This is a genomic window from Flavobacterium sp. KY-23415 (assembly GCF_055384985.1).
Genome location: NZ_AP044001.1, coordinates 4,225,005 through 4,242,161, shown reverse-complemented (window position 1 = coordinate 4,242,161; position 17,157 = coordinate 4,225,005). Strand labels below are relative to the sequence as shown.

20 protein-coding genes are annotated in these 17,157 nt (G+C 31.1%); 19 read left to right on the top strand and 1 reads right to left on the bottom strand.

The window, feature by feature from the left end:
- Positions 1-15: 15 nt before the first annotated feature.
- From ACZ49Z_RS18650 to ACZ49Z_RS18570, 17 genes are all read left to right on the top strand, one after another.
- Positions 16-204 carry a hypothetical protein gene (locus tag ACZ49Z_RS18650; RefSeq protein WP_464305808.1) on the top strand — a complete coding sequence of 63 codons (189 nt, stop codon included), beginning with the start codon at positions 16-18 and terminating at the stop codon, positions 202-204.
- Positions 197-853, top strand: a complete 657-nt coding sequence (locus ACZ49Z_RS18645) for a gliding motility-associated C-terminal domain-containing protein (RefSeq protein ID WP_464305807.1) — start codon at positions 197-199, stop codon at positions 851-853. Before ACZ49Z_RS18650 ends, ACZ49Z_RS18645 begins: the two co-directional genes overlap by 8 nt.
- A gap of 19 nt (positions 854-872) precedes the next feature.
- Entirely contained in the window at positions 873-1,778 is a 906-nt protein-coding gene (locus ACZ49Z_RS18640; RefSeq protein ID WP_464305806.1) for a PorP/SprF family type IX secretion system membrane protein, read from the top strand.
- Positions 1,779-1,790: 12 nt separating this feature from the next.
- Entirely contained in the window at positions 1,791-3,704 is a 1,914-nt protein-coding gene (locus ACZ49Z_RS18635) for an OmpA family protein (protein ID WP_464305805.1), read from the top strand.
- 401 nt (positions 3,705-4,105) lie between these two features.
- Entirely contained in the window at positions 4,106-4,567 is a 462-nt protein-coding gene (locus tag ACZ49Z_RS18630; RefSeq protein ID WP_464305804.1) for a TlpA family protein disulfide reductase, read from the top strand.
- 8 nt (positions 4,568-4,575) lie between these two features.
- Positions 4,576-4,851 (top strand): hypothetical protein, encoded by a 276-nt coding sequence (locus ACZ49Z_RS18625; RefSeq protein ID WP_464305803.1) that lies wholly within the window; start codon positions 4,576-4,578, stop codon positions 4,849-4,851.
- 10 nt (positions 4,852-4,861) lie between these two features.
- Complete coding sequence (locus ACZ49Z_RS18620) at positions 4,862-5,836, top strand: bifunctional methionine sulfoxide reductase B/A protein (protein WP_464305802.1); 975 nt, start codon at positions 4,862-4,864, stop codon at positions 5,834-5,836.
- A 21-nt stretch (positions 5,837-5,857) separates the two neighbouring features.
- Complete coding sequence (locus tag ACZ49Z_RS18615; RefSeq protein ID WP_464305801.1) at positions 5,858-6,151, top strand: antibiotic biosynthesis monooxygenase family protein; 294 nt, start codon at positions 5,858-5,860, stop codon at positions 6,149-6,151.
- A 3-nt stretch (positions 6,152-6,154) separates the two neighbouring features.
- Entirely contained in the window at positions 6,155-6,877 is a 723-nt protein-coding gene (locus ACZ49Z_RS18610; protein WP_464305800.1) for a hypothetical protein, read from the top strand.
- A gap of 12 nt (positions 6,878-6,889) precedes the next feature.
- Positions 6,890-7,333 (top strand): GreA/GreB family elongation factor, encoded by a 444-nt coding sequence (locus tag ACZ49Z_RS18605; protein ID WP_464305799.1) that lies wholly within the window; start codon positions 6,890-6,892, stop codon positions 7,331-7,333.
- A 2-nt stretch (positions 7,334-7,335) separates the two neighbouring features.
- The gene (locus ACZ49Z_RS18600) at positions 7,336-7,713 is read left to right on the top strand and encodes a DUF427 domain-containing protein (protein WP_464305798.1); all 378 of its coding nucleotides are present in this window, start codon (positions 7,336-7,338) and stop codon (positions 7,711-7,713) included.
- An 87-nt stretch (positions 7,714-7,800) separates the two neighbouring features.
- Positions 7,801-8,376: a uracil-DNA glycosylase family protein gene (locus ACZ49Z_RS18595; RefSeq protein WP_464305797.1), complete on the top strand. Its 576-nt coding sequence runs from the start codon at positions 7,801-7,803 to the stop codon at positions 8,374-8,376.
- A 94-nt stretch (positions 8,377-8,470) separates the two neighbouring features.
- A complete protein-coding gene (gene egtB, locus ACZ49Z_RS18590; RefSeq protein WP_464305796.1) occupies positions 8,471-9,628 on the top strand; it encodes an ergothioneine biosynthesis protein EgtB in 1,158 nt (385 codons plus the stop codon).
- A gap of 17 nt (positions 9,629-9,645) precedes the next feature.
- On the top strand, positions 9,646-9,879 hold the full coding sequence (locus ACZ49Z_RS18585) for a putative signal transducing protein (RefSeq protein WP_464305795.1): 234 nt from the start codon (positions 9,646-9,648) through the stop codon (positions 9,877-9,879).
- Between the two features lie 56 nt (positions 9,880-9,935).
- Positions 9,936-11,159 carry a bifunctional alpha/beta hydrolase/OsmC family protein gene (locus tag ACZ49Z_RS18580; protein WP_464305794.1) on the top strand — a complete coding sequence of 408 codons (1,224 nt, stop codon included), beginning with the start codon at positions 9,936-9,938 and terminating at the stop codon, positions 11,157-11,159.
- Positions 11,160-11,207: 48 nt separating this feature from the next.
- Positions 11,208-11,669 carry a carboxymuconolactone decarboxylase family protein gene (locus ACZ49Z_RS18575; RefSeq protein ID WP_464305793.1) on the top strand — a complete coding sequence of 154 codons (462 nt, stop codon included), beginning with the start codon at positions 11,208-11,210 and terminating at the stop codon, positions 11,667-11,669.
- 84 nt (positions 11,670-11,753) lie between these two features.
- Positions 11,754-13,208, top strand: a complete 1,455-nt coding sequence (locus ACZ49Z_RS18570; RefSeq protein ID WP_464305792.1) for an aldo/keto reductase — start codon at positions 11,754-11,756, stop codon at positions 13,206-13,208.
- Positions 13,209-13,655: 447 nt separating this feature from the next.
- On the opposite strand, the gene ACZ49Z_RS18565 is transcribed toward ACZ49Z_RS18570, so the two are convergent.
- Entirely contained in the window at positions 13,656-14,459 is an 804-nt protein-coding gene (locus ACZ49Z_RS18565; protein WP_464305791.1) for a helix-turn-helix domain-containing protein, read from the bottom strand.
- 516 nt (positions 14,460-14,975) lie between these two features.
- Here ACZ49Z_RS18565 and ACZ49Z_RS18560 point away from each other — a divergent pair.
- Both ACZ49Z_RS18560 and ACZ49Z_RS18555 read left to right on the top strand, forming a co-directional pair.
- A complete protein-coding gene (locus ACZ49Z_RS18560) occupies positions 14,976-15,518 on the top strand; it encodes a hypothetical protein (protein WP_464305790.1) in 543 nt (180 codons plus the stop codon).
- Complete coding sequence (locus tag ACZ49Z_RS18555) at positions 15,511-16,974, top strand: BCCT family transporter (protein WP_464305789.1); 1,464 nt, start codon at positions 15,511-15,513, stop codon at positions 16,972-16,974. The genes ACZ49Z_RS18560 and ACZ49Z_RS18555 overlap by 8 nt, the downstream gene beginning before the upstream one ends.
- Positions 16,975-17,157: the final 183 nt, after the last annotated feature.

The window sequence follows — 17,157 nt, the reverse complement described above, 5'->3', positions numbered from 1 at the left end:
TGACTTTTACAATTGGTGAATTCTATAAGGCCTACCTGTGCAGTCAATTCAGGTAGTGTATCGATTACCTCTTCGGTTGTTGGTTTAGAGATTAGTTTGGATAATGGTGTTTATGGCACAACAATACAGCCTAGTTTTAGTGGTTTGTCGGTTGTTGGTTTAGAGATTAGTTTGGATAGTGGTTCACATAGTATTTGTGCATAGTATTTGTGTTCGCAATGCAAGTGACCCAACGTGTTTTACTTGCAAGACTTTTACTGTTGATGCATCAATTTGTGCTGAGGATGATGATTTTGTATTACAACCTTGTGAAATTTTTATGGGGAATGTTTTAGATAACGATCTTTTAGATGGGGCTTCTATAACAAATTCTTCTTTAGTTGTACTTACAAGTGTGACACAAAATGGCATTACTATAGCAACAGATGGAAGTATTACTTTAGATGCTACAGTAATTCCAGGTAATTATACATTACAATATACTATATGTGAAGCGTTGAACCCAGGAAATTGTGATACAGCTACTGTTACAATTGAGATTATAACAAATGAACTAAAAATATTCAACAATGTAACAGCAAATAACGATAGTATTAATGATTATTTAATAGTTGAAGGAGTGGATTATTATCCCGATAATACGATGCAAATATTCAATCGTTGGGGAACTTTAGTTTATGAAGTGCATGGCTATAACAATCTGGATAGACGTTTTGAAGGAAGAGCAAATGCTTCACTTACTGTTAGTGCAAGCGAAGGGCTTCCAATAGGTACCTATTACTACATTTTTCAATATATGGACTGTCATAATCAACCTGTTGTTAAAAAAGGATACTTATACCTTAATCGATAAAAGAAGAAAAAGAAAAATCATGAAACATTTTCATTTTATAGCTATCCTAGTGTTTTTTTTAGGGCATTCGGGAAGGGCTCAACAAGATGCGCAATTTACACAATATATGTATAACACAATGCTCTTGAATCCTGCTTATGCAGGATCTAGAGATATGTTGAGTGCTTTGCTTTTGCACCGCAATCAATGGGTAGGCATGGATGGTGCACCTGTGACCAATACTTTGTCTGTTCATAGTCCAATTACCAAAACATTAGGGTTGGGCGGCTCATTTATTAAGGATATTGCAGGACCACAAGATAGAACAACTTTTTCGGTAGATGTGTCACATAGTATTTATTTGTCAGATACCTATAAGTTTGCTTTTGGATTAAAAGGAAGCATTAGTAAAGTCAATATAGACTATGGTAAATTGAATAGTTATGTCCTAGACGATCCTGCAAATCAATATGATTCGGGAACGTTGCCCAATATAGGTGCAGGTATTTATGGCTATTCGGAACATTCCTATTGGGGCATATCGGTACCCAATTTAATTGAAAACCGTAATCAATTGGGAACAACACAATTTGAAAGAGAACGATTGCACTTTTATGTTATGGGAGGTTATGTTTGGGATTTGAATGATTCCTTTAAATGCAAACCAAATGTGTTGGCAAAATGGGTAAAAGGAAGCCCATTACAAGTGGATATTAATCTTAATTTTTTAGCCTACGAAAAGTTTCATTTGGGAGCAAGTTATCGATGGCAAGCAGCCATTAGTGGTTTGTTAGGCTTTCAGCTTTCAAAATCATTGCTATTAGGATATTCCTATGATAGAGATACACACAGCTTAGGTAATTATAATAATGGATCTCATGAGTTTTTTATCCGATATGAGTTTTCTAAAAAGACTAAAAATTTGATTTCACCACGATTTTTTTAAGAATAAACCAATATGAAGAATACACTTTTTTTGATAGCCTGTTATCTACTTCCTTTGTTTTTGTTAGCACAAAAGCGACAAGTCACAGAAGCAAATGAAAGTTATGATAATTATGCTTATGTTGAAGCAATAAAAATTTTTGAAAAAGTTGCAGAAAAGGGCTATAAATCGGTTGAATTGTTTGAGAAGCTTGGGAATTCCTATTACTACAGCGGAGATTTAGAAAAGGCATGTCAATGGTATTCTCAGCTCTATGCAATGAAAAAAGAGTTGCCTAAAGAAACATTATATAAATATGCACAAAGTTTAAAATCGACAGGAAAATATGAAGAAGCTAATACCATTATGCAACGGTTTAGTGCCATGTCTGCCTTAGATTCAAGAGCAATAGCCTTTAGAAATAATGTAGATTATCTAGAAGATATAAAGAAAAAATCAAGGAAATTTATATTGCAAGAATTATCTATTAATTCTGAATTTTCAGATTATGGAGCTGTTTTATGGAAGGATCAGTTAATTTTTACATCTACCAGAGAGACTAACGATTTGTTTACTAAAAAAACAAAATGGGACAATCAAGCCAATAGTAACCTATATGCAGCTGCAAAATTGGATGATTTTAAATTTCAAAAGCCTGATAAATGGGACGGAAAGCTTAATACACCATTTAATGAATCGAGCCCTGCATTCTCCCCAGATGGTAAAACGGTTTACTTTACGAGAAATAATGAAATTAGAAAGGAGCGAAACAGAAAAATAATTAATCTTAAAATATTTAAAGCCACCTATGTAGATGGCAATTGGGATAACATTACTGTTTTGCCTTTTAATGATGATAATTATAGTAATGCACACCCTGCAGTAAGTCCTGATGGAAAATATTTGTATTTTACTTCTAACAGACCAGGCGGGTTTGGAGAAACCGATTTGTATAGGGTCACTATTAATGATAATGGTACCTATGGTACACCTGAAAACTTGGGAAAAAAAATAAACACAGAAGCTAGAGAAAGTTTTCCATACATAAGTAAAGATAATGTTCTTTATTTTTCATCAACAGGACATCTAGGGCTAGGAGGGTTAGACGTTTTTGCTGCCGCTATAGATGCAGAAGGCATGTTTAATGAAGTAGAAAATTTAGGAATACCTGTTAATAGCGCTAAAGATGATTTTGCTTTTTCCCTAGATACTAGTACGCAAAAAGGATTTTTAAGTTCTAATAGAGAAGGTGGATTGGGCTATGATGATATTTATGGTATTCTTGAAGAGAAAATACAACCTATTACAGTCGATTTATCTGGGATTGTTATAGATGAATTTTCTAAAGAGCCTATAGATAGTGTGAAAATTAGTGTATATAATGCCGCTATGGAATTGATAAAAGAAGTTCATTTGTTGAATGGTAATTTTATAATTGAGTTAGCCACTCCACAAGAATATTTTCTAAAAGTAGAAGCAAAAGATTTTGAAACCAAAGAAGTTAGAATAGTTGCCGAAGGTAAGTCATTAGATCCTGTTACCATTAAACTTCGAAAAAACAAACAGCTTCTAAAGGACGGATTGGATCTTGCCAAAATGCTCGATATCCCAATGATCTATTTTGATACAGACAAGTTTGATATTAGAGAAGATGCAATGCTTCAATTGGAAAAAGTATATCTGGTTTTATTAGAAAATCCAAATATGAAAATAGACATACGCTCTCATACCGATAGCAGACAAACACATGCTTATAATTTATTGCTTTCGGATAAACGAGCAAAAGCAACTAGAGCCTATTTTATTAAAAAAGGTATTGCATCTAATCGAATCTCAGCAAAAGGATTCGGTGAAACACAACCAGTGAATGAATGTATAGATGGGGTTTCTTGTACAGAAGAGAAACATCAAGAGAATAGAAGAAGTGAATTCATAATATTACAATAATTATTTTAAAAATATTAATAGTAAAATCGGTGCGTTTTTAGATTTTTTTGTATCGATTTGTTTTTTTTGTTTGGTTAATTGAGGAAGTTGTATGCCTTTGTGGCAATACAGCTTCTTCATGTTTTATAGAAGTTCCTTTTTTAGTTTAGCGATTCTTCCTTTTTGTTAATAATCTAAGTACCTAATTCACTATTTTAATTATTTCTATTGCCTGCTAAGAATAATGGGCGGGTGTTGTATTGCATGAATAAAAAAGTAAGTTTTTGCTTTTTTAAATAGTTAAACCTAAATTTCAAGAAAGAACAATACTTTCTTGAAATTTGGGTTAAATTGAAAACACTTTAGGAAAAATGTACAATCTTTTCTTTTAGCAAATGTATAACTTTGTAAAAAAGAAATATATGAGTGTAAAAATTGGTCTTCAATTACCCGATTGGAGTTTGGAAAAAATCGAAGCAACAACCGTACCTCAATTGAAAGATTTTAAGGGAAAACCATTATTAATTTTGTTTTTTAATTTAGGTTGTCCCGGATGCAAAGGAAGAGCATTGCCTTTTGCAAATTGGGTAAATCTTGAATATAAAGATAAAATTAACGTTGTTGGAATTCATACCAATTTTGAAGGAGTTGACTTTACGGATGAACAATTAATAAGTTGTAAATCAGAATTTTATTTAAATTTTCCTTACTTTAGAGATAAGAATTATAACACAACTTTTATCGATTATGAAGCTGGTGGAACACCTCATTGGATTTTAGTTGATAAAGACAATCACTTAAATTATAGCATTTTTGGTTCGGATCCTAATAATGCTTTGTTACGATTAGATTTAAAAATTCAAGAATTAACCAAATTAAAATAGCATTAAATATGGATATTTTTCAGTCAATAAAAACATGGTTTACAAGTGGAAAAGTAGAAACTCCTGAAGGATATTGTCCTAATTGTTGGGGATTTCAAGAGTATTCGGGTAATTTTTATGAAGCTATAAAAAATCATGGAATTTCTATTAATGATATAGACGCTAACAGAGGTTGGATACAAAATTATGCCGATTTGAATTTAGGAGGTATTAAGTATTCTCATAAGGATAATGAAGAAACGGTTTGTAGCCAATGTAAAGTAAAATATAAACTTCAAAACTAAATATATTGTTATGCTAAAATGGCTCGATGTAATTAAATATGCAAATAAAGGAAATCTTTTACCTGATAAAAGAGTTGAAAAAACACCCGAAGAATGGAAATCTATCTTAACAGAGGAGCAATTTTATGTAACGAGAAATAAAGGAACCGAACGAGCGCATAGCTCAGATTTGTGTACGCTATTTGAACCAGGAATTTATGCCTGTGTGTGTTGTGATACATTGTTGTTTGATGCCTCTGAGAAGTTTGACAGTGGAACGGGATGGCCTTCTTTCACGCAGCCTATAAAACAAAATGCGATTGCCTATCATAAAGATATGAGTCATGGTATGTATCGTATTGAAACCACTTGTAACACTTGTGATGCTCATTTAGGACATGTTTTTCAAGATGGTCCTATGCCAAGTGGATTGCGTTATTGTATGAATGCCGTGGCATTAAAAAAAACAGAAAGTAAATTGCAAAAAGCAACGTTTGGTGGTGGTTGTTTTTGGTGTACAGAAGCTATTTTTCAAAATTTAAAAGGGGTTACTAATGTGGCTAGTGGTTATAGTGGTGGAAAATTGGCTAACCCAACCTACAGAGAAGTGTGTGCAGGAGTTACAGGACATGCTGAAGTAATAGAATTTACCTATAATCCTGAAGAAATTTCGTATGATGATTTGGTCAGGATACATCTAACAACACACGATCCAACTACCTTAAACCAACAAGGAGCAGACGTTGGAACGCAGTATCGCAGTGTAGTTTTTTATAGAAATGAAGAAGAGAAAAATAGTGCAATGCGTATTATTAGTGAGCTACAAAATACTTTTGATAATGAGATTGTAACTGAATTGGCTCCTTTTGAACATTTTTATGAAGCTGAGGATTATCATCAAAATTATTATAATGAAAACAGTGATAATAACAGGTATTGTGCAGCAGTAATTAATCCAAAGTTGAGAAAATTTAAAGCGCTTTATAAAGATAAATTGAAAGAATAATTTGCAAATAAATGAAAAAGTATGATAGTTGCAGCGTTTAAATATAAAGTTAATCCAAAATTTCAAGAAGAATTTGAAAGATTGTATAGCCATGCTAGAAAATACGTTTCAATGATTGAAGGTTATGATGGTCATGAAGTATATAATGGAGCGGATGGTCATAATATGCTAGTTGTCTATTTTAAAGATAAAGATTCTTTTCTAATTTGGGATGAACATCCAGAGCATAAAAAATATAAAGAAAGAGGAAAGACAGAAATATTTGAAAGTTATGACGTTTCAGTAGGAGAAGTTTTTGAAAGACACACTAAATAAAAGATGAAGCAAGATAAAACTGTACATCTATATGCAAAGTGGACTTTAATTTTAGGGACTTTATTAATTTTTGTATTACCCTTTACGCTGTCCTTTTTTAATTTAGAGACTTTGGGAGCATATGGAACCGTTGGTGATACAATTGGAGGTATAACTTCTCCCGTATCTCAGCTAATAGGGTCTATTCTTATTTATCTAGCCTTAAAAGCACAATTAGACGCTAATACGATTATTCAAAATCAAGTCAATGAAGATAATAGACAATCTATAATTAGGCATGATCTTGAACAAATACATGAATTGTATTCTTTTTTTCAAAATAATATAAAAAGTTTTAGTTATGAGAAAGAATCAAAAGACAATAGTACTATAATTTTTGGAAAAAGAGCCATTAAGCATTTTTTTCAAGATATAGAGGAAATGAATGTAAATATACATTCTGATGATGATATATTGAAAATTGATGGTGTAAGGGAAATATTGAGCATTATAAACAGTGCTAAACTAATATTACAAAAGAATAAAAATTCAAAATTAGATAAAGAAGACAAAGACTTCTATAATACATTAATTTATCATGAATTAGTTTTTAGCATTTTTCCTGCTAAAGAAATAGAAAATGAAGACCCTTTATCATTAAAAAAATGTAGTGAATGCGAAATTTATCATGGCAATTTTCCACCTTTAATTTTTCATAGAATACAAGAACTAAAAAAAGAACTATAAAAGAATTAGATCATGAACAAAAAAGACTTGAAGCAATTTTTAATTGAAAATGAAACACATACTATTGAAATTACAGAAGAAAAATTATTAGATTTTGTAAAAGGAACAATGCTTAATAGAAATGATGTTATTGACCAAGACGATCAGTCACATCATAGGCAAGACGATCGATTAAGAATGCAATTAGATAGGCAAGTGCATGATCATCATCATCATCTTGAAGCAATTGAAGCATTAAGTTTTACCCCTTCTGAAGTGGTTGAACCAGGAGCTGTTATAAAAGTGAATAGTAACTATATGGTTGTTGCTACTGCCGATGGTAATTTTTCATTTGATGGTAAAAATTTTATTAGCATATCAACTAGTGCACCTATTTATCAATGTATGAAGGGAAAGAAAAAAGGAGACAGTTGTAGTTTTAATGGGAATGAATTTAAAATTGAGGAAATTTATTAAGTATGAAATCGCCACTATCGATTGTTTGTTGGAGGCAAACAGCAATGAAAATAAGACGGTGCCATATGACCAATAAAAAAACAAATAAAGATCTAGATATGAAAGCAATATATAACGGAGAAATAATAGCAGAAAGTAATGAAACCATTATTATAGAAAACAATCATTATTTTCCACCAAGTAGTTTAAAAAGAGCATTTTTTAAAGAAAGTAGTACACACTCAACTTGCCCATGGAAAGGATTAGCTTCCTACTATACTATTGAAGTGAATGGCAATACCAATTTGGACGCTGCATGGTATTATCCCAATCCATCTGAAAAAGCTAGTCAAATAAAAGATTATGTTGCGTTTTGGAATGGCGTAAAAGTAATTGCATAATTCCATGTTATAGGTTTACTAAAATAGTCTATTAGCATTGTGGCTAAAAAATAAAAGTTTATTCAAAATTGTATCTAGAGACCAAAAATGATTGAAAAATTAAAGAATACTATAGCTGATTGTTTAATTTGCGAGAGCTTTTTGCCAAATAGACCGCGACCAATTCTTCAATTTTCTAGTGAAAGTAGAATTCTTATTATAGCCCAAGCTCCTGGGCAAAAAGCGCATGACAAGGGGATTCCTTTTGATGATTTGAGTGGTGATAATTTAAGAGCATGGCTTGGTGTTACACGAGAACAGTTCTATAATTCAGAATTATTTGCCATTATGCCAATGGGTTTTTGTTTTCCTGGTAAAGGAAAATCTGGAGACTTGCCACCAAGAAAAGAATGTGCCCCACAATGGCATGATAAAATAATCAAGCAGATGGAAAGCATAGAATTAATTATTCTCGTTGGAAAGTATGCTCAGGATTATTATTTAAAAGATAATCCATATAAAAATTTGACTGAAACGGTCATTAGTTATCAAGAGTTTTTACCAAAGTATTTTCCTTTAGTACATCCGTCTCCTCTTAATTTTAGATGGCATGGGAAAAACAAATGGTTTTTAGAAAGTGTAATTCCAGAATTAAAGAAAAGGGTAGCTACTATTTTAAAGTAAACAAAAGGGTAGAGCTCAAGAAACTTTTGTGTGACAATTCCTTTTAATGAATTATTTAAATGTTTAACAAAATATAAAAATTACCTACAAGCAAATGAATATCTTAGATCTACGAAATAAATTTTTAAACGTAAGAGCCAATTTTGAAAAATTATGTGCGCCTTTATTAATTGAAGATTACTCTGTGCAACCGATTGATTTTGTTTCACCTCCCAAATGGCATTTGGCTCATACCACTTGGTTTTGGGAAGCCTTTGTGTTAACAAAGTATGTAGCAGATTACAAAGTTTTTAATGCTGATTTTTCGTATCTGTTTAATAGTTATTATAACAATGTTGGAAAAAGAGTTTTACGTCCCTTGCGAGGGGTAATGACAAGACCGTCAGTTGAAGAAGTTTATGCTTATAGAGACTATGTTACTAAAGCTATGGAAACGTTTTTAGAGCTTGATTTGGAAGAAGAAATCTTAGATATTATAGCTGTAGGAATCAACCATGAAGAACAACATCAAGAATTATTTGTTTATGATATTAAATATATTTTAGGACATCAGCCCACTTTCCCTATCGTTTCCAGCATTGTAGGCACGGTTGAAGATAAGGTTGAGCCAAATTTCATAAGTATTGAAGAGGGAATATATACTATAGGGCATCAAGAGCAATCTTTTTGTTTTGATAATGAGTTAGGTGTTCACAAGGTATATTTAAACGCTTTTGAGATAGCAAACCAATTGGTTACCAACGAAGCTTATATAGCATTTATTGAAAATGGAGGTTATCAGAATTTTAATTTATGGCATGATGAAGGTTGGCATTGGATTAATAATAATGACATAACGGCTCCATTGTATTGGCATAATATTGACGGAGAATGGTTCCATTATGACAAGAATGGATTAGAAAAAATTCCTCTCAATGAACCCGTAAAACATATTAGTTTTTATGAAGCTTTTGCGTTTGCGGAATATATGGGAATGCGTTTGCCAACAGAGTTTGAATGGGAAATTGCTTCTGAACATTTTATGTGGGGAACACTTTGGGAATGGACTAATAGTGCTTATTTACCCTATCCAAAGTTTGATAAAGCAGAAGGTGCCTTAGGGGAATATAATGGGAAATTTATGGTTAACCAAATGGTGCTTCGAGGGGCTTCTGTAGCCACGCCAGAAGGGCATAGTAGAAAAACCTATCGAAATTTCTTTCAAACCAATATGCGTTGGCATTATTGTGGTATTAGATTAGTAAAAAAATAATAAATAAAAATAAGATAATGACGATGAAAAATGTATTTAGAGGAGACTATTTTGAAGCTATGAATTTAAAAAATTTGCTTGAAAGGAATGATATCCAAGTTTTTGTTGAAAATGAAAATATGGCTTTAATAGAACCTTGGGTTGTGGCTTCAGGTGGAGTTAATCCAGTAATATTAAAAGTGAATGAAGCTGATTTTGAGCTTGCTCAGAAGAAAATTAATGATTTTGAAACTGGAAAATTGACTTTGTAATATATTCAAAAATAGGGGTTTAATTGTCTATTAAAATTTAAAAACTGAAGTAAAGTATGAATAAAATTAACTTGCATATAAAAAACAGAGATGGAGAAAATTTAGCAGCACATCTTATTACGCCTATTAATGGACAAATTAATAATATTGCCATTTTTGCACATTGCTTTACCTGTTCTTCTAGTTTAGCTGTTGTTAGAAATATTTCTAATGAGCTAACGAATCAGGGAATCAGTGTACTTAATTTTGACTTTACTGGTTTAGGACATAGTGAAGGCGATTTTAGCGAAACCTCTTTTTCTAATAATGTTTCAGATATTATAGACGTTGCTACTTTTTTAACAGAGCATTATGTAGCACCTTCTATTCTGATTGGTCATTCTTTGGGTGCTGCTGCCGCTATTATTAGTGCCAATAAGCTTCAAAGTATTCAAGCTGTTGTTTCTATTGCTGCTCCTTCTTTTGTGAAACATGTAACAAAACATTTTGGAAACCTAGAAGGTACTATTTTGGAGAAAGGTGAAGCGACTTTATCTATTGGTGGAAGACCTTTTAAAATTAAAAAGCAGTTTCTAGACGACTTAGAAAACTATATTTTGGAAGAGGAAGTGAAAAAAATGAGAAAACCACTATTAATTATGCATTCTCCTCACGATACAATCGTAGGGATTGAAAATGCAGCTTCCTTATATCACAAAGCGATGCATCCAAAAAGTTTTATTAGCCTAAATGGAGCAGATCATTTGATTAGTAAAAAAGAAGATGCAATTTATGTAGCACAAATTATTGGAAATTGGGTGAGTAGGTACGTAGAAATTAAAGAGAATACCTCAGAGATTTTGAAAGATACTAACGGAGAACAAGTGTTGGTATATCATGAAACGATGGTGCCGTTTACTAATCATATTTATACGAGTACACACCATATATTGGGAGATGAACCCAAAGATTTTGGAGGTGATGATTTAGGATTGTCTCCCTACGAACTTTTGAATGCAGCCATTGGTTCTTGCACCGTTTTAACATTAAAATTATATGCACAGAGAAAACAATGGGATTTAAAAGAGGTGTTTGTCTATTTGAGTTATTCTAAAAAACACGCTTCCGAATTGAATCTTGATATTGAAGAAATGGGACAGTTGGATCATATTACTAAGAAAATTAAACTGGTAGGAAATCTTACCGATGAACAGAAAGACAAGTTAAAAGAAATAGCATCTAAATGTCCAGTGCACAAAACAGTTTCTAACAAAGTATATTTTGATACTCAATTGGTATAACTTTTATCATCAAAAACAAATAATGTAATAAAATCAATTTAGGAAATTATGGAAAATATAAAATTTATAAATACTAATTTTGACCCTTCTGATTCTGAATTCATGACTATTGCTGTCGCCATGGCAAAAGCCTATGGCTATACCGCAGATTTGAAATTAGATAAAGAGTTAGCACAACTCATTAGGCTTAGAGTGGCAACGATAAACAAATGTAGTTATTGTAGCATTCTACATCAGGAAACAGCAAGAAAGTTGGATATTCTACAAGCAAAAATTGATAATTTAGGAAGTTATTGGCACTCAGAATTGTTTTCTGAAAAAGAAAAAGCGGCATTAGAATATACTGATGTGTTGAATGAAGGAACAAGCTCTAACTTTAATGAATTTCATCAAAAGCTTACCGTTTTTTTTACAGAAGAAGAAATTGCAGAAATTGCCTATATAACCATAAATATGAATTTATGGACAAGAATTAAATTAGCTCAAGGGCAAATACCTACATTGAAATAATATAAAAAATAGTTATTTGTAATGTTGTATTTTGATGTTAAAAAAAAATAAAATAGAACCACAAAAAATAGTAGGAATATTATAATGAATAAAGCAAAAATAGGTATTGGAGGTAGTTGCCATTGGTGCACAGAAGCCATTTTTCAATCGTTGGTTGGTGTGGAAGAGGTTCTCCAAGGTTGGATTCATTCCGATGGGGAAGCGACCCCATTTTCGGAAGCAGTACTAATCACTTTTGACTCCGACATCATTGCACTTGAAACGCTTATAGAAATTCATTTGCATACGCATAGTTGTACGTCCGTTCATTCCATGCGTGAAAAATACCGCTCTGCAATCTATTTTTTTAATGAGGAGCAAAAAGATAGAGCTATTGATGCTTTAAACGTATTGCAAAAAGATTTTAGTGATGTAATAATTACTCAGGTGTTGTCTTTTGTAGCCTTCAAATTGAACATTGAAGATCAATTAAATTATTATCAATCCAATCCAGAAAAGCCATTTTGCGAAAACTATATTAATCCAAAATTAAAATTAGTATTAGAAAAGTTCTCTAAATCTGCAAATCATAAAAAATTAGATCATTTGAAAACATCTGTAATCGGACTAGGAACTGCAGCCATTGGAAGACCAGTTTATATTAATGTTAATGAAAGCAAAACAGATTTATCTGAAAATTTTGATTTGGAGCACTATAAGCAGCAAGGATTAGATTTTTTGAAAGAAGCCATAGCATTAGGGGTAACATATTTTGATTCTTCGCCTGGGTATGGTATAGCTGAAGATATGCTAATTGAACTTATAAAAGATAGAAGTTTAAATAACATTCAAATTGCAACAAAATGGGGCTATACCTATGTAGCAAACTTTGATTTTAAGGCTATTGTTCATGAGCAGAAAGAGCATTCTATTGCAACATTGAATAGACAATGGGAAAAATCTAAAAAACTATTACCTAATTTAAGGCTGTATCAAATTCATTCTGTAACACCAGACAGTAAGGTGTTAAATGACAATGACGTTATTGAACGATTATATGAACTAAAAAAGGAAAACAATATCCAAATAGGTCTGTCAACTAGTGGAGTGGAGCAAATAGAAGTTATTAAAAAAGCACTTTTAATAGAAATAGAAGGTAAGCCTTTGTTTACCAGTTTTCAGGTAACTTTTAATGTTTTGGATCAAAGTTTATTAACGATAAGCGATTGGATTGCAGATAAAAACATCATCATAAAAGAAGCGTTAGCTAATGGAAGAATTCTTTCAGAAACGTTTACTAATTATAGAGAAACTCAAAAGATACTTACTCAATTAGCTCAAAAATATAATGTAACGAATGATGCTATTGCACTACGCTATTGTATGGATAGTTTTAAAGGATGCAAGGTTTTAAGTGGTGCCAATAATACAATGCATTTAAAACAAAATTTAAAAGCAAACACGTTTCAATTAAGTAAAGAAGAGATGGAACAATTAAAATCTTTAGCAAGTAACTCGACTGCATATTGGGAAGAACGAAAAAAGCTAAAATGGAATTAATGGGATAAAATTAATATCTTAATTTACCCCAAATTACATATTAGAATTCTACTACGAAAAATGGCTGCTTTATATTTACCTTAGTACTCAAACGTATTTATAATACCATATTATTGTTCATATCCTTATAAGTTTAGTTTTTTTTAATTGATATTTTTCTTTTGGTTTGCAGTTGTTGTAATGATTCACTCCAGTCAAGGACAAACACATAAATGTTTATTGATAATAAAAAATCAGTGCATTGAAAATTAATGTTAGCTGCGATTTTATTATTTTTTCAAAATTAATTAGAATGTTAGTTTGTAAAAAAAATGCAACACTTTTCAAATATAATTAAAAAAGTAATGTTTTTTGTTTGTGACAGTTTGTTGTGTTCAAAAAATATTACGTTATAAGGAATGATATTGAATACTTTTTTAAAAGCATTGATGTAATTAAAATAGTCAACTAGTAACTTTCATTGTTATAGTTTTTATATTGGTTTCTGAACTGTTGAGGTGTTAGTCCTGTGTTCTTTTTAAAAAATCGAGCAAAATAAGCAGGGTCATTAAATCCTAGTTCATAAGTAATATCTACAGCAGATTTGTTTGTTAGTGCCAACATTTTTTTGGCTTCTAGTAATAATTTACTACCAATTACTTTGCTAGGTTTTGCTGCTTTTAAATTATAAAGTGCTTTAAGCAATCCTTTTGGGCTAATATTTAATTGTTTTGCATATTCCTCAACTGTGTGTAATTCTTTGTATTGTTTTTGTAGTAAATCGTCAAAGCCTTTTAAGAATCGGTAACTTTCAGAAAAACGAATGTCAAAAGAATCCACAAGAATACTGTCTATCATCGATTTTATTTGAATTCCTTTTTTTATGGGATTTTGAGATTCATTCTCTATATGGCTAATACATTCTGATATTCTTTTTTTTGATAGATCATCAAGAATGGTAATGATTGTTGTTTGGTTGATAGAATCGAATAAATGATTGTTATAGAAACTTTTAATTAGGGAGATTGAAGATGAAAAATAATCTCCATCAAATTGAATATATTTTGTTATTTTTTGTGTTTTACAGCTCATGTAAACCTCTCCAGGTGCTAGAAAAATTAAGGAGTAGGGCTCAATTTTAATATTTTGAAAATTAATTTCTAATTCGCATTGGTCACAAACAACCCAAATTAATTGATATGTTTTACTATTTTTTGTTGTAAATTCGAGTGAATTGATATAATTGAAAATGAAGTTTTTACTAACTTCCATGTTTTGGCGCTTTTAAAAATTATGATTAAATAAAAAAAAGAAAAATATAACAGCTAAAGGAAAAATGTGCAATAGATCACAGGAACATTAGTGTTAATTTTGAACAAATATACTTATTAAGTGCATAAAATTAAATTATTCAATTTTAAATTTATAAAAAAGTAGAAGGATGGAGTTTTATTATGATTTTACTTAAACCCAAATTACTCATTAGAATTCTATTACGAAAAGTGGCTACTTATATTTGCTTTAGTACTCCGTTTTGCGTCCTCAATGTAGCTAATGCTACATTTGTGGGTTAAAACTTCCGTACTTCACAACTATTTTGCATCCCTTTCTCTCATAACAAAGTCTAATGAGTAATTTAGGTTAAAAAAAATAATAGTGACTTCTTTTAATTTTTTTGACACTGAAGTAAAGTTATGTTAGTAAAAGAAAAGCAGCATGAAGTAAAGTGAAACAGACAATTAATTATACCACATGATATTCGCCCAATGACTAATAAATGTAACACCTATGAAATTAAACGAAAATAACCTACTAGGAGCGGTTAGTGAATTAAGAGCAAAAGGATATAACGATGATTATATTGTTGAAGCTAATACATTAATCAATACGAATACTAATGTATATTTAGCATCAGATGATTTTGAGATAGAAAATGCCTTTCAATTTGAAATTACAGAAAACGCAGTTGATTCTCAATATTTATTTACCATAAAGAATAAACAAACTGGAAGCAAGGGGCTTTTAATAGATTTAATGGGGACTCATTATCATGAGACAACAGCAATTTCAGAAAAATTAAAAACCTCTGTAGATAAGTATGTTTGCGAAGATACTTCTCCAATGAAATATGGTATGCCTAAAATTTTCAAAGATGTTTTCAATCAAAATCCAGAAAGATATGAATTGCGAATTGGATATGCAGATATGCCAGCTTGTCCATTTGGGAACTCTTTTAAAGCTTTAGGGTTTGATAAGGAAAAAAAGGAATACGTATGGCTCGTAACGAGTATAATAAAAGATGATAGATTAAAAAGAGTGAATTTTGAGTAATAAGCAATATAACAAAAACACATTATTCCTTGTTGGGATTCTATTTAGTGTACTATTTTGCCTTGTTGGTCTTTTGATCCCTGAAAAAATGGTTTATACTCTTAGTTATCTGAACACCTTAATTCTTGAAAAATGTAAAAATTTTTATTTACTATTTGGAGTCTTTATCGTTTTGTGTTCTTTTTTAATTATTCTTATTCCATTTGGTAGGAAAAAGTTGGGCGACACAAAACCGGAATATTCCTATTTTTCATGGATTGCTTTATTGTATAGCACAGGAATGGGATCGGGATTGTTGCTAAGGGCAGTGCAAGAACCAATCTATTATTTGCAAAATCCACCAGTTTCTGTTTTTAATTTGGAACAAACATCACTTCAATACACATTTTTTCATTGGGGTTTTACTCCGTGGGCAATGTATAGCTTGTTTGGTTTAATAGTGGCATATAATCTGTACACTCAAAAAGAAGCTAATTTTTTAACCGCTATAGTGGCAAATACAAAGTACAATGCTATTAAGAAAGTCATTCCAATTCTGATTATTATTATAACAATAGCTGGAGTCATTGCCTCATTAGGATTAGGAACGGGACAATTCATCGGAGGCATTAATCAATATTTCAATTTAGACTTAGGGTTTAATACTATTTTATTGACCGTTTTAGCAATAGGAGTAATTGGTACACTCTCTGCTCTAACAGGTATTGCAAAAGTTATAAAGTATCTAGCCGATTTTGATATGACTGTTTCTTTATTACTACTGTTGTTCGTTGGTTGTTTTCTAAATTTTCAAGACTATTTCCAAAATACAATAACCGCAATATATCATTATATACTATATTTTTTTGAAATGAGTCTTTCTTTTGGAAATTTTAAAACTTCTGAGCAATTTACAAATGAGTGGACCGTTTTTTATTGGGCATTTTGGTTGGCTTGGGTACCTTTTACGGGTATTTTTATTGCAAGAATATCCAAAGGAAGAACGGTTAGAGCGTTTTTAATAGCCACTATTATTGTTCCTGCCTTTGCCACTATGGTTTGGTTTTCTGTTTTTGCTAATAGTGCTTTCGAAATAATTAGCCATTCCGATAGGAATCAGTTCAATAATTTATTTACATCATTATTTGTTTTTTTAGAGCATTATCCGTTGTCATTTATTACGGTGTTTTTAGCAGCAATATTGGTTTTAGTATCTATTATTAACTCTGTAGATTCTGCTATTTTTGTTTTAGGAATGTTTAGCGATAAAGGAAAGGAAAATCCATCCAGAGCTCATAAATTGTTTTGGGGCATTGTAATTACGACTACTGCAATAGGATTGTCTGCCATTGGAACAACTGATTTGCTTTCTGCAATTAGTAATTTATTGACCATTCTAGCCTTGCCTTTTAGCCTATTATACTTATATATAATTGTTGCTTTTATTCTAAAATTATTTCAAAAATCTATAAAATGAAAATCAAAAACAAAATTCGGATTACCAAAAGATTAAATTCTTCTTTCTCAAAAAAGAATAAAAAAACGCATAGATGTTTCCAATTACATTAGTAAAAATTCATAGGGAATAAACACATCAAAAAGTGAGTATAACACCCATTTTGTCGCTTTGGGATGTTGTCACACGAATTGGTAATTAAAA

Bases quoted from the DNA above. Each gene is read 5' to 3' on its own strand.
- ACZ49Z_RS18575 (WP_464305793.1), top strand. From the start codon at position 11,208: ATGGAAAATATAAAATTTATAAATACTAATTTTGACCCTTCTGATTCT.
- ACZ49Z_RS18560 (WP_464305790.1), top strand. From the start codon at position 14,976: ATGAAATTAAACGAAAATAACCTACTAGGAGCGGTTAGTGAATTAAGA.
- ACZ49Z_RS18580 (WP_464305794.1), top strand. From the start codon at position 9,936: ATGAATAAAATTAACTTGCATATAAAAAACAGAGATGGAGAAAATTTA.
- ACZ49Z_RS18635 (WP_464305805.1), top strand. From the start codon at position 1,791: ATGAAGAATACACTTTTTTTGATAGCCTGTTATCTACTTCCTTTGTTT.
- ACZ49Z_RS18570 (WP_464305792.1), top strand. From the start codon at position 11,754: ATGAATAAAGCAAAAATAGGTATTGGAGGTAGTTGCCATTGGTGCACA.
- ACZ49Z_RS18605 (WP_464305799.1), top strand. From the start codon at position 6,890: ATGAACAAAAAAGACTTGAAGCAATTTTTAATTGAAAATGAAACACAT.
- ACZ49Z_RS18630 (WP_464305804.1), top strand. From the start codon at position 4,106: ATGAGTGTAAAAATTGGTCTTCAATTACCCGATTGGAGTTTGGAAAAA.
- ACZ49Z_RS18640 (WP_464305806.1), top strand. From the start codon at position 873: ATGAAACATTTTCATTTTATAGCTATCCTAGTGTTTTTTTTAGGGCAT.
- ACZ49Z_RS18615 (WP_464305801.1), top strand. From the start codon at position 5,858: ATGATAGTTGCAGCGTTTAAATATAAAGTTAATCCAAAATTTCAAGAA.
- ACZ49Z_RS18595 (WP_464305797.1), top strand. From the start codon at position 7,801: ATGATTGAAAAATTAAAGAATACTATAGCTGATTGTTTAATTTGCGAG.
- egtB (WP_464305796.1), top strand. From the start codon at position 8,471: ATGAATATCTTAGATCTACGAAATAAATTTTTAAACGTAAGAGCCAAT.
- ACZ49Z_RS18610 (WP_464305800.1), top strand. From the start codon at position 6,155: ATGAAGCAAGATAAAACTGTACATCTATATGCAAAGTGGACTTTAATT.
- ACZ49Z_RS18600 (WP_464305798.1), top strand. From the start codon at position 7,336: ATGAAATCGCCACTATCGATTGTTTGTTGGAGGCAAACAGCAATGAAA.
- ACZ49Z_RS18625 (WP_464305803.1), top strand. From the start codon at position 4,576: ATGGATATTTTTCAGTCAATAAAAACATGGTTTACAAGTGGAAAAGTA.
- ACZ49Z_RS18620 (WP_464305802.1), top strand. From the start codon at position 4,862: ATGCTAAAATGGCTCGATGTAATTAAATATGCAAATAAAGGAAATCTT.
- ACZ49Z_RS18565 (WP_464305791.1), bottom strand. From the start codon at position 14,459: ATGGAAGTTAGTAAAAACTTCATTTTCAATTATATCAATTCACTCGAA.
- ACZ49Z_RS18585 (WP_464305795.1), top strand. From the start codon at position 9,646: ATGACGATGAAAAATGTATTTAGAGGAGACTATTTTGAAGCTATGAAT.